The organism is Streptomyces sp. NPDC050509 (genome assembly GCF_044457965.1).
In the GTDB taxonomy this organism is placed as follows: domain Bacteria; phylum Actinomycetota; class Actinomycetes; order Streptomycetales; family Streptomycetaceae; genus Streptomyces.
Map to the genome: position 1 here is coordinate 650,109 of NZ_JBITHL010000001.1, position 15,117 is coordinate 665,225.

The window sequence follows — 15,117 nt, forward strand, 5'->3', positions numbered from 1 at the left end:
AACACGGCCACCCGGGCCGACGGCGCCGGCGCCGTGACGGGCCGCTCCCGGCCCGTCACCCCCAGCAGGACAGGAACGAGGACCACGGCCTTGATACGACAGCCCGCAGCCGGCCGCGACCCGGGCGAGAACGGTGTGACCCTGGCCGATGTGGCCGCCGACGCGGGTGTGCACCAGTCCACCGCGTCCCGGGCGCTGCGCGACGGGGCCGGAGTGGGAGCCGCCACCGCCGACCGCGTACGGGAGTCCGCGAGACGGCTCGGCTATGTCGTGAACCCCGCCGCGTCCAGCCTGCGGACCGGCCGCTCCCGGCTGCTGGGCGTGCTGGTCCCCCGGCTCACGGACATCGTGCTGGCCACGGTCTACGAGGGCATCGAGGCGGGCGCGGCGGCGGCCGGGTACCAGGCCGTCGTCGCCAACACCGGGGACGATCCGGCGGTCCAGCGGGCCAAGGTGGAGCGGCTGCTGGCCCTGCGGGTCGACGGCCTGCTCCTCGGGGACGCGCGGGGCGACACGACGCTCGCCTCCGAACTGGTCGCGCGCGGGGTGCCGGTGGCGCTGGTCTCCCGACGGCTGCGCGGGGTCACCTCCTTCACCTGCGACGACATCGTCGGCGGGCGTCTGGTGGCGGAGCATCTGCTGTCGCTGGGGCACCGCAGGGTGGCGGTCGTGGCGGGCGAGCCGTACGCCTCCACGGGGGTCGAGCGGACGAAGGGCTTCACGGACGCGTACGCGAAGGCGGGGGTGCCGGTGGATCCGGCGCTGGTCGTCAACGCGCCGTTCGACGTGTACGGCGGCGAGCGCGCCGCGCACCGGCTGCTGGCCGCCGAGCCCCGCCCCACGGCGGTCTTCGCGGTCAACGACTTCGCCGCGATCGGAGTCATGGGCGCGCTGCGCGCCTCCGGTCTGGTGCCGGGGCGGGACGTCGCGGTGGCGGGCTTCAACGATGTCCCGCTCTCGGCCCAACTGCCCATCCCCCTCACGTCCGTACGCTCGCCGATGCGCGCCATGGGAGAGCGGGCGGCGACCGCGCTGGTGGGGATGGTCGAGGGGCGCCCTGCGCGGTCGCGCCGGTTCACCCCGGAGCTGATGGTGCGCGCGTCCACGGTCGACCCGGACCGGTAGGACCGGCAAGACAGGCAAGACAGGCAGGACCGGTGGGACCGGCCGGCCTGACGGGCTGTCCGGCGGGGCGGTCGCCGGTCACGGCGGCGACCCGCGAAGATGAACCGACAAAACGATCGACCGATCTGGAGGAGTGGGCAGATGCCGCACGAACGAGCGGGACAGCCGGCCCGGCCGGAGGACCTCATCGATGTCGCCAAGCTGGTGACCGCGTACTACGCGCTGCATCCCGACCCCCAGGAGCCGGGCCAGCGCGTGGCGTTCGGGACGTCGGGGCACCGCGGTTCGTCCCTCGCCACCGCGTTCAACGAGGACCACATCGCCGCGACCAGCCAGGCGATCTGCGAGTACCGGTCCCTCCAGGGCACCGACGGACCGCTCTTCCTCGGCGCCGACACCCACGCGCTCTCCGAGCCCGCCCGGGTGACCGCCGTCGAGGTGTTCGCGGCCAACTCCGTGACCGTGCTCATCGACAGCGCCGACGGCTACACCCCCACCCCTGCGGTCTCGCACGCGATCCTCACGCACAACCGCGGCCGTACGGTGGGTCTCGCGGACGGCGTGGTGGTCACCCCGTCCCACAACCCGCCCGCCGACGGCGGTTTCAAGTACAACCCGCCGAGCGGCGGCCCCGCCGGGTCCGACGCGACCAACTGGATCCAGGACCGCGCCAACGACATCATCGCGGGCGGCCTCAAGGACGTCCGCAGGCTGCCCTACCGGCGCGCCCTGGCCGCCCCCGGCACCGGGCGGTACGACTTCCTCGGTACGTACGTGGCCGATCTGCCGTCCGTGCTCGACCTGGACGCGGTGCGCGCGGCGGGGGTACGGATCGGCGCGGACCCGCTGGGCGGCGCGTCGGTCGCGTACTGGGGCCGGATCGCCGAGGAGCACCGGCTCGACCTGACCGTGGTCAATCCGCTGACCGATCCGACCTGGCGGTTCATGACGCTGGACTGGGACGGGAAGATCCGGATGGACTGCTCGTCGCCGTACGCGATGGCCTCGCTGATCGAGCGGCGCGACCGGTTCGCGATCGCGACGGGCAACGACGCAGACGCTGACCGGCACGGCATCGTCACCCCGGACGGCGGGCTGATGAACCCCAACCACTATCTCGCGACCGCGATCTCCTATCTCTACGCCCACCGCGAGCGGTGGCCCGCGGGCGCCGGGATCGGCAAGACACTGGTGTCGTCGGGGATGATCGACCGGGTCGCCGCGGACCTCGGCCGGCCGCTGGTGGAGGTGCCCGTCGGCTTCAAGTGGTTCGTGGACGGGCTGGCCGGTGGGTCGCTCGGCTTCGGCGGGGAGGAGTCGGCCGGGGCGTCGTTCCTGCGCCGCGACGGCTCGGTGTGGACCACCGACAAGGACGGCATCATCCTGGCGCTGCTCGCCTCCGAGATCCTCGCGGTGACCGGGAAGACCCCTTCGGAGCAGTACGCCGCGCTCACCGCGCGGTTCGGGGAGCCCGCGTACGCCCGGATCGACGCGCCCGCCACCCCGGCGGAGAAGGCGGTCCTCGGGCGCCTCTCGCCGGAGCAGGTCACCGCGGACACCCTCGCCGGGGAACCGGTCACGGAGGTGCTCACCGAGGCGCCCGGCAACGGCGCGCCGATCGGCGGCATCAAGGTGTCCACGGAGAACGCCTGGTTCGCCGCCCGCCCCTCCGGCACCGAGGACGTCTACAAGATCTACGCGGAGTCCTTCCTCGGCGCGGACCATCTCGGCCGGGTCCAGGAGGAGGCGAAGGCCGTGGTCTCGGCGGCTCTGGGCGGCTGACCCCGTCCGGCGGGGCCCGGGGCCCGGGGCGGCGCGACCGGGCGGATCTCGGCGGCGCGGCGCTCCGGAGCCCGCCGCCGGGCGACGCGGACGGCACAATGCGCGGCGGGCACCGAGCCACGGGGCCCGCCGGCCGCCGTGGTCGTCCGCCGCCGTCGGCGGCGGCGCAGGCCGCCGCGACCCGGAGGAAGCATGGCCACCGCCGTCAGCCCGACCGTGCCGGAGCCGGACCCCGCCACCCTCCGGCGCGTCACCCTCGCGGGGTCTGTCGGTGTCTTCGTCGAGCTGTACGACAACGGTGTGTACGGGTTCCTCGCCGGCACCCTCGCCGTGGTCTTCTTCCCGGAGCGGAGCCCGCAGGCGGCGCTGCTGCTCACCTTCCTGACCTTCGGCATCCCCTTCTTCGTCCGGCCGCTCGGCGCCATGGTCTGCGGGTACCTGGGCGACCGCGTCGGCCGGCAGCGGATGCTGGTCTTCGTCATCCTGCTGATCAGCGCCGCCACCGCGGCGATCGGCCTGCTCCCCGACCACGCGGCGATCGGGATCGCGGCGCCCGCCCTGCTGATGCTCCTCCGCTTCGCGCAGGGCTTCTCGGTCGGCGGCGAGGCGGCGGGCGCCGTGACCTTTCTCGCCGAGTACGCGCCCGAGGGCCGTCGCGGCAGGCTCACCAGCTACGCCCAGATCGCCTCGTTCACCGCGCTGCTCGCCGGTACGCTCACCGCCGCCCTGCTCAACGCGGCGCTGAGCGACGAGGCCATGCGGTCGTGGGGGTGGCGGATCCCCTTCCTGCTGGCCGTCCCGATGGGCGCCGCCGGCTTCTACATCCGTAACCGGATCGCGGACACCCCGCGCTTCGAGCGGCTCAGGGCGGCGCACGGGCTCTCCCGCAACCCGCTGCGCGAGGCGTTCACCAGCCCCGTCCACCGCAGGGCGATCCTGCTCGCCGTGGTCATCCCGCTGCTCAACGGGTCCGGCTACTACGTGCTGTTCGCGTACATGCCGACCTATCTCAACAAGGAGCTGCACTTCAGTGTGGTGCAGGGCCTGATCGTCACCGCGTGCTCCCTCGTCGCGGTCATCGCGGCCATCCCGTACGCCGGCCGGCTCTCCGACCGGCTCGGCCGCCGCGCGGTCGTCGGGGGCTCCGCCCTGGCCATGGCCGTGCTCGGCTACCCGTGTTACCTGCTGCTCGTCCAGGGGTCCATGGCCTCGGCCGTCCTCGGCGCGGTCCTGCTGGCGGTGGTCTTCGCGGGCCACACCGGAGTGATCCACATCCTGCTGGTCGAGCTGTTCCCGACCAGGGTCCGCTACTTCGCCTACGGGTTCGGCTACAACGTCTCCGCCGCGCTCTTCGGCGGCTCCGCCCCCTTCCTGATGACCTGGCTCATCGGGCTGACCGGCGACACCCGCGTCCCCGCCTACTACGTCGTCGCCACCGCGCTCGGCACGTTCCTCGCGGTGCTGACCATCCGCGAGACCGCCCACACCCCGCTGCGCGACCGGTGACACCCACCTGAGGAGAGAACACCCGCCATGACCTTTTCCGACTACAGGACCGCGCTGGTGACCGGCGCGTCGACCGGGATCGGCGCCGTCGTCGTCGAACGCCTCGCGCGCCAGGGGCTCCGGGTCCACGCCGTGGCGCGTGACACGGACCGGCTCGCCGCGCTCGCCGCCCGCACCGGCTGCGTACCGCACGCCGTGGACATCACGGACACCGACGCGCTGGCCACGACGGTCGCGGGCATCGACGTCGACGTGCTCGTCAACAACGCCGGGGTCTCGCGCACCGGCACCGTACTGACCGCCGACGCGTTCGCCGTGGACGAGCAGATCGCGGTGAACCTCCGGGCCGTGCTCCATCTCGTACGGCTGCTCGTGCCCGGCATGGTGGAGCGGGACCTCGGCCATGTCGTCAACGTCAGCTCGATCGCCGGGATCTACCACTTCGCCGGCAACACGGTCTACCACGCGACCAAGTCCGCCGTGCACACGCTCTCCCGCCAGCTCAGGATCGACGCGTTCGGCACGCGGGTCCGGGTCACCGAGATCTGCCCGGGACGGGTCGAGACCGAGATGTTCGGGCGGCTGCTCGGCGACATGGAGAAGGCCAGGCGCCTCTACTACGAGGGCTACGAGTGCCTGAAGCCCGAGGACATCGCCGACGCCGTCGACTACGCGATCGGCGCGCCCCGGCACGTCAACATCGGTCACCTTGAGATCCTGCCGACCTTCCAGGTGCCGGGAGGGCTGGGCTTCCACCGGGAGCGGGAGGAGGTCTGAGACGGCCCTCCCCGAGCGGGTCTGGGCGCCGGGTCAGGGCTCCTGGCCAGGCTCCGGGTCAGGGCTCGGGAGGGGCTGCTCCGCCCAGATCGCCTTGCCGCCGGGGAGCTGGCGGGTGCCCCAGCGCTGGGTGAGCCGGGCGACCAGCAGCAGCCCGCGCCCGCCCTCGTCGTAGACCCGGGCCCGGCGCAGATGCGGGGCGGAGGTGCTGGTGTCGCAGACCTCGCACAGGAGCGTACGGTCGCGGATCAGCCGGAGCTGTACGGGGCCGCGGCCGTGCAGGATCGCGTTGGTGAACAGCTCGCTGACGACCAGTTCGGTGGTGAAGGTCAGCTCTTCGAGTCCCCACACGGCCAGTTGGCCGGAGACACGCTCGCGCACCTCGGCGACGAGTTCGGGCTCCGCGGCCAGTTCCCAGGTGGCGACCTGGTCCGCGTCGAGGGCGCGGGTACGGGCGAGCAGCAGGGCGACGTCGTCGGTACGGGACGGCGAGAGCAGCTTGTCGAGGACGGTGTCGCAGGTGGTCTCCAGCGAAGGGGACGACGCGGCGAGGATCGCGCAGAGGCCGTCGACGCCGGAGCCGGGGTCCGTGCCCATCCCCCTGCCGGTGCCCGCGCCGTGCTCGTGGGACTCGATCAGTCCGTCGGTGTAGAGGGCGAGCGTGCTGCCCACGGGGACCTCGAACTCGGCGCACTCGAAAGGCAGACCGCCCAGGCCCAGCGGCGGACCCCCGGGCAGGTCGAGCAGGCGCGCCACGCCGTCGGGGGTGGCGAGCACGGGCGGCGGATGACCGGCCCTGGCCGCGCAGCAGGAGCGGGAGACCGGGTCGTAGACCACGTACAGACAGCTCGCGCCGGTGTACTCGTCGGTGCCGGGGGCGCCGTCCGGGCCCGTACTCCCGGAGTTCTCCGAGGCGAGCCGTACGACCACGTCGTCGAGGTGGGTGAGGAGTTCGTCCGGCGGCAGGTCGATGTCGGCGAGGGTGCGCACGGCCGTACGGAGCCGGCCCATGGTGGCGGACGCGTGGATGCCGTGCCCGACGACGTCCCCCACCACCAGCGCGACCCGGGAACCGGCCAGCGGGATGACGTCGAACCAGTCGCCGCCCACACCGTGCCGGGGGTCGGCCGGGCGGTAGCGCGTGGCGACCTCGGCGGCCGACTGCGCGGGCACCCCGCGCGGCAGCAGGCTGCGCTGGAGGGTGACGGCGGTGGAGCGCTCGCGGGTGTAGCGGCGGGCGTTGTCGATGCAGATCGCCGCCCGGGCCGCCAACTGCTCGGCGAGGGCGAGATCGTCCTCGGTGAAGGGCTCCGGGTGCAGGCGCCGGGTGAAGAGCGCCGCGCCCAGGATGTTGCCCCGGGCTACCAGCGGCGCCGCCACCATCGACTCGGCCCCGAAGTCGGTGGTCTTCGATCTGCGCCGGGGATCGCGCGCCATCCAGTCGGTGTACGCCTGGTCCCCGGGGCCGGTGAGCACGGCGCGGCCGGTGGCGAGGCAGCGGGCCGGGGGCGAGAACTCGGGGTAGCTGTCGACGTCCCCGACGGCGACGGCGGCCTCGCGGGCGTCCGGGTGCTGGGCGGACTCGTGGGCGACACGGCGCAGCGGTACGTCGCCGGAGACCGGTCCTGAGGTCGGTTCGTCGCCGCGCAGTACGGAGTCCAGGAGGTCGACGCTGATGAAGTCGGCGAAGGCGGGCAGCGGTGTGCTCGCCAGTTCCTGGGCGGTGCGGGTGACGTCCAGGGTGGTGCCGATCCGCATGCTGGCCTCGTTGAGCAGGGCGAGGCTCGCGCGGGCCCTGCGCTGCGCGCTGTTCTCGAAGCCGGTCACGGCGAGGGCGTACACCCGTCCCGCCGTGTCCCTGAGCGGCGAGAGGGAGAGGGCCCAGGAGCGGGCTTGCCGCTCGCCGTGGGCGCGGCGGGAGGTCTGCAGGGACTCGGCCTCGCCCGTGCGCAGCACCCTGCGCATGGCGGCTTCGATCCCCCCGGCCGGTGCCGCGGTGCCGCCCGCGTCGTCCGTACGGTCGACGTCGGCTCCGTCGTACAGCAGGAAGCCCGAACGGTGGCCGCGCATCCGGTCCCCGGTGCGGCCGGTGATCCGGCCCATCCGGTCGTTCGCGTGGAGCAGCCGCAGGTCGGCGTCGTACACCGCCATGGGCAGGTCCGACTGGGTGAATGACAGCGCCTGCCAGAAAGCCGCTCCGCGCGTGTCATCCATCGTGCTTCGCTCCCCGCCGGGCTATGCCCTGGGCTTCCGGACAACCACCGGCAGCCCAGGGGGTCAAGGCTACAACTCGGGATGAACCACCCCCTTCCCTCAGTTTTCCCCTTTCTCCTCCGTCCCACCCTCTCCCCACCCTCTCCCCGCCCTCTCCCCGCCCTTCTCGGGAGCAGCCTTAAGGAGCAGCCCCGGTTGTTGGGGAGCCCCGTGTGCACCACGCTGGGGACGTGGTTCCGTACGGCGTGGCGCCGAGCCACGTGTGGGGGCAGTGCGGCGAACGTGGGACGGTCGACGATGACGCGCCAAGGCAGTCCTCCCTCTGGCCCCGGCGACCGGCCCGGCGACCCCTTCGACCACGCCGCCGCGGCCAGGGCCACGGTGGACGGGCGGGGCGTCCTCACCTCGTGGAGCGAGGGCGCCGAGCGGCTGCTGGGGTACCCGGAGTCGGAGGCCGTGGGGCGCGGGGCCACGATGCTGCTGGCGGACGGGCTGCCCGAGGGGGGTCTGCCCTCGGGTCTGCTGCCCGACGGCGGGGCGCCGCGCTGGAACGGTACGGTCACGCTGCGGCACCGGGACGGCCGTCCGCTGGACGTCCGGGTCCTGGCCCACCGGCAGGACGCGACGGACGGTTCCCCGGGCGGCTGGCTGCTGGTGTCCGCGCTGCGCGGTACGGAGGCCGTGGCCGAGGACGCCGAGCTGGGCCGCTGGGCGTTCGACCAGTGCCCGAGTGCCATCGCCGTGTACGACACCCGGCTGCGGCTGCGCCGGGTGAACACGGCGATGGGCGGGGTCATCGGACTCCCGGAGGACGAGATCCGCGGTCTGAGCCTCCCCGAGATCGGCGGCAAGCCGCAGAGCCGTGAGCTGGACGAACAGATGCGCGCGGTGCTGACCAGCGGCACCGGGATCGACGCCCGCACCTACATGCGGACCGGTGGCGAGGCCGAGGAGCACGCCTGGTCCGCCCGGCTCGCCCCACTGCGCGACGAGGAGGGCCGGGTACGGGGTGTGTGCCTGGCCGCGCACGACGTCACCGAGGAGGTCCTGGCACGGGAGCGGCTGCTGCTGCTCAACAGTGCGAGCCTCCGGATCGGCACCACCCTGGACGTGAACCGGACCGCGTGGGAGCTGGCCGACGTGTGCGTGCCGCAGCTCGCGGATTTCGTCAGCGTCGATCTGCTGGAGCATCTCAGCGCCGGAGCCGAGCCGCCGCCCGGCCCGGTCAACGGCCCCGTACCGCTGCGCAGGGTGGCGCACCGCTCCCGTTCGGAGGAGGGCGCTCCCGACGCCTGGGTGAGGGAGGGGGCCGTACAGGTCTATCCGGACTTCACTCCCCTGGCGGCCAGTCTGGCGTCGGGCCGTCCCGTCCTGAACGTGATGACCGACCCGGCCATGCGCCGCTGGGCCGACCTGATCCCCGAACGCGCCGCGTACGCCAGGAAGCACGGCTTCCACTGGGTGATGGCCGTACCGGTCCTGGCGCGCGGTACGACGCTCGGTGTGGCGGTCTTCTCCCGGTTCCTGGGCGCCGTGCCGTTCGCCCCCGACGATGTGCTGCTGGCGGAGGAGATCACCGCGCGGGCGGCGGTGTGCATCGACAACGCGCGCCGCTTCACCCGGGAGCAGAACACCTCGCTCGCGCTCCAGCGCAGTCTGCTGCCGCACCATCTGCCCCGGGCGAACGCCGTGGAGATCGCCTCCCGCTATCTGCCGGCCTCCCCGCACCCCGGGGTCGGCGGGGACTGGTTCGACGTGATCCCGCTCTCCGGCGCGCGGGTCGCGCTGGTGGTGGGCGACGTGGTGGGGCACGGCATCCAGGCGTCCGCCACGATGGGCCGGCTCCGTACAGCGGTGCGCACCCTCGCCGATGTCGATCTGCCGCCGGACGAACTCCTCACCCATCTCGACGATCTCGTGATCCGGCTCTCCGCCGAGGCGGGCGCCGAGCAGACCTCGGGCGAGGTGGGCGCCACCTGTCTGTACGCGGTGTACGACCCCATCTCGCGGCGCTGCACCCTGGCGGGGGCGGGCCATCCGCCGCCCGTCACGGTCACCCCGGACGGCCGGACGCACCCCGTCGAGATGTCGGTCGGCCCGCCGCTCGGGGTCGGCGGGCTACCCTTCGAGTCGGTCGACTTCGAGCTGCCCGAGGGCACCGTGCTCGCGCTGTACACCGACGGTCTGGTGGACGGCAGGGGCCGTGACGCCGACGAGGGCCGCCGGGTGCTCGGCGAGATCCTGGCGCGCCCCGCCGCGTCGCTGGACGCGGTCTGCGGGGCGGTCCTGAGCGCGCTGCTGCCGGACGGCGGCGCGCCGGACGACGTGGCGCTGCTGCTGGCCCGTACGAAGGTGCTGGACGCCGCGCACGTGGCCACCTGGGACGTGCCCGCCGACCCCGCCGAGGTGGCCAGGACCCGCGGCTATGTCACCGAGCAGCTCAGGGACTGGCGGCTGGAGGACGCGATCTTCGCGACCGAGCTCATCACCAGCGAGCTGGTCACCAACGCCATCCGGCACGCCGCGCCGCCGATCCAGCTCCGGCTGATCCACGACCTGACGCTGATCTGCGAGGTCTCCGACTCCAGCACGACCGTGCCGCACCTGCGCCGGGCGCGCGCCTTCGACGAGGGCGGCCGGGGGCTGCTGCTGGTCGCCCAGCTCACGCAGCGCTGGGGCAGCCGGCACAACCCGACGGGCAAGACGATCTGGGCGGAGCAGATCCTCCACGAGGAGAACGGCCAGGCGTAGGCGTGCAGGGGCAGGGCGTCAGGGCGTCAGGGCGTCAGGGGGGAACGAGACGTAGCGCGGGCAGGGCAGGGCGGGCGGCGCCGCCGGTCCGCTCAGTGGTCCGCCGCGCTCTGGGCCGCGAGCCGGACGGGGGCGTTGGCCGCGCCGTACCCCTGGTAGCCGCCGGTGCGCTGGACCACCTCGAAGAAGATCCGGCCGGTCGACGCCGTGTAGAAGTGGCGGAACTCCCCGCCCCGTTCGTCGCGGTCGTAGAGGATGCCCAGTTCGCGGTAGGTGTCCAGCTCGCCGGGGGCGAACACGAAGCGGGCGTCGAGGTCGTCGTGGTAGTTGGCCGGGATGTCCAGCAGCGCCGCGCCCCTCTCCCGTACCAGCCGGGCCGTGGCGACGATGTCGTCCGTGGCGAACGCGAGGTGCTGTGCGCGTCCCGCGTCGCCGGTCGGTACGGGGGCGAGGTTGAGGACGAGCCGCGCCTCCCCCGTACCGCCGGTCAGCGCGCGGCTGCGGAACAGGCCGTACGGGTCGGCGATCTCGACGCTGTCGTGCGGGCTCAGGCCGAGCACGGTGCGGTGGAACAGGACCGCCTCGTCGTACTGGTGCCACGGCTGGGTGAGCGCCACGTGGTCGACGCGGCCGATCCCGGTCCCCCGGGCCGCGCCCCGGGCGGGCACGGTGGGGAAGTCGCCGGTCCAGTCGGGCAGTCCACCGCGGCCGGTGGCGCAGAAGAAGAGCGCGGTGCCGTCGGGGGCCGCGACCGCGTCCAGCGGTACATCGCCGCCGGCGCGGCGGCGCGGCAGCACCGGAGCGAGCAGCGCCTCGGCCCGCCGGGCGGCGCCGCCGGGGTCGGGGGTCTCCAGGCCGATCGCGGCGAGCGCGGTGGAGGCGCGCCGGCCGCCCGCCGCGGTGTTCAGCAGGACCCGCGCCTCGCCCTGGGTCCACAGCTCCACCGGCTTCGTGGTGTGCTTCCCGGTACGGGCGAAGCCGAGGGCGCCCAGCAGTTCCCCGACGGGTCCGGGGTCGGGGGTGGCCAGTTCGGCGAAGGCGACCCCGGAGGGCACCACGGGTCCCGGCAGTCCGGCGATCCCGGCGGCGTCCTCCAGGGCGATCAGCGAGCGCAGCGCGTCCACGGCCGTGGAGCCCGCCTCCGCCTGCCGGAAGACATCGTTGAAGACCTCCAGCGAGAGCGGCCCCTCGTATCCGGCGCGGACCGCCTGGCGGACCAGTCCGGCGACATCGAACCCGCCCTGCCCCGGGAAGCAGCGGTAGTGCCGGCTCCACTGGAGGACGTCCATCGCCATCAGCGGGGCGTCGGCGAGCTGGAGGAAGAAGATCTTCTCGCCGGGGATGTCCGCGACACCCCGGGGGTCTGAGCCCCGGGACAGGATGTGGAAGCTGTCGAGGCAGACCCCGAGCGCCGGGTGCCCGGCCGCCGCCACGATCCGCCAGGCGTGGTCGTACGTGGAGACATGGCGCCCCCAGGCCAGCGCCTCGTAGGCGATCCGTACCCCGGCCTCCCGCGCCCGTTCGGCGAGGGCGTGGAGCTGGGCGGCGGCGAGCGCGTCGTCGTCCTCGGCGTGCGGGGAGACGCTGGAGCAGACCAGCAGCGTGTCCGTGCCGAGCCGGCGCATGACATCGAACTTCCGCTCGGCGCGGCGCAGGTTGCGCGCGAACAGCTCCGCGGGGACGGCCTCGATGTCCCGCATCGGCTGGTACAGGTCGATGGTCAGGCCCAGGTCCGCCGCGCGGTCCCGTACCTCTTCCGGCGCGAGCGGGGAGGCGAGCAGGTCGTTCTCGAAGATCTCGACGCCGTCGAAGCCCGCGCGCGCGGCGGCGGCGAGCTTCTCACCGAGCGAGCCGCTCAGCGAGACGGTGGCGATGGACTTGCGCACAACAACCTCCGATGGTCCACTCTGCGGATCAAATGGTCCGTCCTGCGGAGCGTACGGCGGACGGACGGGACCGGCAAGGGCCCCGCGCCCACGGGGATAAGGTGCGGGGGACGCGGTACGACGGGAGCGTGGAGGCGGTGGCGGTGGACGACGGAACCGACCGGTCCGACGGCGAACGGGACGCCGGTGGCGCGGGGGTGCGCAGTGTCCGGCGGGCCCTGGACATCCTCACCCTGCTGACGGAGGACCGGCCGGTCGTCTCACTCCGGGAGATCACCGAGGCCACCGGGCTGCCGAAGACGACGGTGCTGCGGCTGGTCCACACACTGGAACAGAGCGGGCTGCTGTGGTCCGCCGCGGGCGGCTACACCGCGGGGCCCGGGCTGTGGCGGTGGGCGCATCTCGCGCGCAGTCAGTGGGAGGTGACCCGGGAGACCCGCGGGCTGATGCGGGAACTCGCGGACCGGACCCGGGAGACGGTCAACCTCTTCGTCGCGCACGATCTGCACCGGGTGTGCGTCGCGCACGAGGAGAGCCCGCATCCGCTGCGCCATGTGATCGAGGTGGGCGACCAGCAGCCGCTGTGGGCCGGCGCCTCCTCGAAGATCCTGCTCGGTGACGCCCCGGACGCGCTGCTGCGGCGTGTCGCGCTCGCCTCACCGGACGGTGAGCCCGCCGTGGCGGACCTGCGCACGACGGCGCGTGAGGCGCGGCGCCGCGGCTACGCGGTGAGCAGCGGCGAGTGGGACGACGGACTGACCGCCGTCGCCGTACCGGTCACCGGCCGGTCGGGCGCCGTGATCGCCTCGCTCTCCCTGAGCGGTCCGAGCCACCGCTTCCCGTACGAGGCGATCGAGCGGTTCGCTGCCGATCTGACCGAGGTGGCCGGGCTGATCTCGGAACAGGGCTTCAGCCATCCGCTGACCGGAGCGGCCGAATCCGTCCACCGGAACGTGGCGCGCCGCGCCTGACGCGCGGCGGCGGGGTGCCGCGTGGCGGGTCGCCCTGGCGCCGGACACGCTGGAGGACGTACTGCACCGGGCGGAGCTGTCGGACGGCGCGGAACCGGACCTGCTGCACCGGATCGGCGAGGGCGTACCGCTGGAGGAACTCCTCCCTCTCGGCCAGGAACCAGGAAGGCCCCCGGTCGCCGCTCTCAGCCGCCCCAGGGCCGCCCGGCAGGTTCCGGACGGTGGACGCCGCGCGGCCGGTAGCCCAGCCGGTCCGCCACGCCGACCAGATCGGCCAGCAGCCAGATGATGGCGAGCCACATCTCGGTGCCCTGCAGCCCCGGCTCCCGGCCGGGTCCCGCGCCTCCCTCACCCGCCGGACCGAAACCGAAACCGGCCCCGTCCCGCCAGCGCCCCAGCGCGCGCGTCAACCGCTCCTCGGCCCATGCCCGTACCTCGGCCGCCCGATGGCCGGTCTGCCGCCCGGCGAGCCACAACGGATGTGCGACGTCCAGCACGTTGCAGGCGTTCTCCCGGCCCGCCGCGAACCAGCGCGGATCACGGCCGTGGTCCAGTACGGTGTCCACGACCCGCTCCGGGTACGGCACCGCCAGCCCGAACTGCGCGAAGGAGCCGCGGGTGAGGCGGTAGTAGCCGTTGACCAGTTGCAGCCGTCCCTCGGCCGGCGAGGCGGCCTCGCCCCACATCCCGGTCCACGGATCCACCCGCGTGGTCAGCCAGCCGAACAGCGTCTCCAACGCGCCCGGGGCTCCGGCCCCCCACGCGAGGTTGCGGTGGGCGGCGGTCGCCCAGCAGTCCACCCAGGCGCCGGCCGACCAGGCCCGGGTCCGCCACGGCAGCTTCTCCAGCCGGGCGACGAGCTGTTCGGGCGTCATCCGCGCCGCGACGTGGACCGGGTGGGCGAAGCGGGAGTCCAGCAGCTCCAGGGCGTAACCCACCGCCAGAACGTGGTACTCGGCGCCGCCGTCCTCGACCCAGCCGTCGTGGGCGGGTGCGGGCAGCAGACCGGGCCCGCCGTCGGGAGCCAGTTCCGGGACGAGTCCGCCGGTGGGGTCCTGGAGGCTCCGTAGCCGCTCGGCGTGCTCGGCGGCGGTCATGTGCGCGGGCGGCGAGCCCAGCAGCAGGTCGGCGACCTCGATGGCGTCGCAGTGCGCGCGTACGGTCGCCGCGACGCCGGGACGGTCGCTGTACCGGCCGGTGCCGGCGTTCCAGCAGCGTTCGACGACCTCCGCGGCCTGTGCTCGGGCCCGGTCGCCGAAGCGGGCGACGGCATCCCCCGTACCGCCCGACGGCGCCCCGCCACGCGACGCGCCGGGCGCACGCCGGTCGCGCATCGGCCGGGCCGGGTTGCCGGCGGCGATCGTCCACGGCGGCAGGTCCTTGGTGACGACGGAGCCGGCCCCCACCACGCAGTGGTCGCCGATCGTCACCCCGTCCAGGACAACGACGTTCGACCCGATCCACACGTCGTCGCCGACGGTGATCCCTTTGCTGCTCAGGGGCTGCCGGTGGACGGGCTCGTCGGGGGCGAAGCCGTGGTTGAAGCCGAGCAGGGAGCTGTGCGCACCGATCCGTACGCCGTCGCCCAGGGTGATCCGCCCACGGACGGTGGCGTACGGATTGACGGTGCAGTCGGCGCCGGTCGTCACCTCGCCGGTGACGTAGGCGTGCCCGGCGAGGTAGGAGCCCGCCCCCAGGGAGAGGGCGTCCGGGAAGACTCCGGCGGCCTCGGAGACGAAGCAGCGCGGCCCGAACCGCGCGCCCGCTTCGGACAGGCGTCGCTGGCGCGCGGCTTGCGCGGCGCGCTGCGCGGCGGAGGCATGGCGAGGGAAGTCCCAGGGGCAGTAGTCGAAGTAGGCGTCCTCGAAGGACGGTTCCGAGTCCATCACCCCAGCCTATAGAGAGCGCTTACTTCGAGTGGCTCGACGTCCGGCCGCCGATACGAGCGCCTCGTACGACAGCGACGCAACCTCCACGTGATAGTCACAACTCCATCACTACCTGTGCGCATCTCTCACACGCTGCGGCATTCCCTGGTTACGGTCGTCGCTTCACGAACTACCTCAGGGGGACTCATGTCGCACAATCCGCCACCGCAGCCGCCG

General features: G+C 73.6%; 9 protein-coding genes. 6 read left to right on the plus strand and 3 right to left on the minus strand.

Annotated features, from left to right (window positions below; all coding sequences use genetic code 11):
* Nucleotides 1-90: 90 nt before the first annotated feature.
* The 4 genes from ACIBJC_RS02400 (at nt 91) to ACIBJC_RS02415 (ending at nt 5,190) form a co-directional block, all read left to right on the plus strand.
* Nucleotides 91-1,125: a LacI family DNA-binding transcriptional regulator gene (locus tag ACIBJC_RS02400; RefSeq protein WP_399286595.1), complete on the plus strand. Its 1,035-nt coding sequence runs from the start codon at nt 91-93 to the stop codon at nt 1,123-1,125.
* A gap of 141 nt (nt 1,126-1,266) precedes the next feature.
* Nucleotides 1,267-2,907 carry a phosphoglucomutase (alpha-D-glucose-1,6-bisphosphate-dependent) gene (gene pgm / locus ACIBJC_RS02405; RefSeq protein ID WP_399286598.1) on the plus strand — a complete coding sequence of 547 codons (1,641 nt, stop codon included), beginning with the start codon at nt 1,267-1,269 and terminating at the stop codon, nt 2,905-2,907.
* A 192-nt stretch (nt 2,908-3,099) separates the two neighbouring features.
* Entirely contained in the window at nt 3,100-4,413 is a 1,314-nt protein-coding gene (locus ACIBJC_RS02410) for an MFS transporter (protein ID WP_399286601.1), read from the plus strand.
* Between the two features lie 27 nt (nt 4,414-4,440).
* Nucleotides 4,441-5,190 carry an SDR family oxidoreductase gene (locus ACIBJC_RS02415; protein WP_399286604.1) on the plus strand — a complete coding sequence of 250 codons (750 nt, stop codon included), beginning with the start codon at nt 4,441-4,443 and terminating at the stop codon, nt 5,188-5,190.
* A gap of 33 nt (nt 5,191-5,223) precedes the next feature.
* On the opposite strand, the gene ACIBJC_RS02420 is transcribed toward ACIBJC_RS02415, so the two are convergent.
* Nucleotides 5,224-7,404 (minus strand): SpoIIE family protein phosphatase, encoded by a 2,181-nt coding sequence (locus tag ACIBJC_RS02420; RefSeq protein ID WP_399286607.1) that lies wholly within the window; start codon nt 7,402-7,404, stop codon nt 5,224-5,226.
* A gap of 297 nt (nt 7,405-7,701) precedes the next feature.
* Between ACIBJC_RS02420 and ACIBJC_RS02425 the strand changes: the two genes are divergently transcribed.
* On the plus strand, nt 7,702-10,155 hold the full coding sequence (locus tag ACIBJC_RS02425; protein ID WP_399286610.1) for a SpoIIE family protein phosphatase: 2,454 nt from the start codon (nt 7,702-7,704) through the stop codon (nt 10,153-10,155).
* 92 nt (nt 10,156-10,247) lie between these two features.
* Here ACIBJC_RS02425 and ACIBJC_RS02430 read toward each other — a convergent pair whose 3' ends face one another.
* On the minus strand, nt 10,248-12,041 hold the full coding sequence (locus tag ACIBJC_RS02430) for a bifunctional sugar phosphate isomerase/epimerase/4-hydroxyphenylpyruvate dioxygenase family protein (RefSeq protein ID WP_399286612.1): 1,794 nt from the start codon (nt 12,039-12,041) through the stop codon (nt 10,248-10,250).
* Between the two features lie 143 nt (nt 12,042-12,184).
* On the opposite strand from ACIBJC_RS02430, the gene ACIBJC_RS02435 reads away from it, so the two are divergent.
* The gene (locus ACIBJC_RS02435) at nt 12,185-13,012 is read left to right on the plus strand and encodes an IclR family transcriptional regulator (RefSeq protein WP_399286615.1); all 828 of its coding nucleotides are present in this window, start codon (nt 12,185-12,187) and stop codon (nt 13,010-13,012) included.
* Between the two features lie 185 nt (nt 13,013-13,197).
* Here the strand turns inward: ACIBJC_RS02435 and ACIBJC_RS02440 are convergent, their stop codons facing one another.
* Complete coding sequence (locus ACIBJC_RS02440; RefSeq protein WP_399286617.1) at nt 13,198-14,898, minus strand: acyltransferase; 1,701 nt, start codon at nt 14,896-14,898, stop codon at nt 13,198-13,200.
* Nucleotides 14,899-15,117: the final 219 nt, after the last annotated feature.

Coding starts and splice junctions, on each gene's coding strand:
- ACIBJC_RS02410 (WP_399286601.1), top strand. CDS start 3,100: ATGGCCACCGCCGTCAGCCCGACCGTGCCGGAGCCGGACCCCGCCACC.
- ACIBJC_RS02425 (WP_399286610.1), top strand. CDS start 7,702: ATGACGCGCCAAGGCAGTCCTCCCTCTGGCCCCGGCGACCGGCCCGGC.
- ACIBJC_RS02440 (WP_399286617.1), bottom strand. CDS start 14,898: ATGGACTCGGAACCGTCCTTCGAGGACGCCTACTTCGACTACTGCCCC.
- pgm (WP_399286598.1), top strand. CDS start 1,267: ATGCCGCACGAACGAGCGGGACAGCCGGCCCGGCCGGAGGACCTCATC.
- ACIBJC_RS02415 (WP_399286604.1), top strand. CDS start 4,441: ATGACCTTTTCCGACTACAGGACCGCGCTGGTGACCGGCGCGTCGACC.
- ACIBJC_RS02420 (WP_399286607.1), bottom strand. CDS start 7,404: ATGGATGACACGCGCGGAGCGGCTTTCTGGCAGGCGCTGTCATTCACC.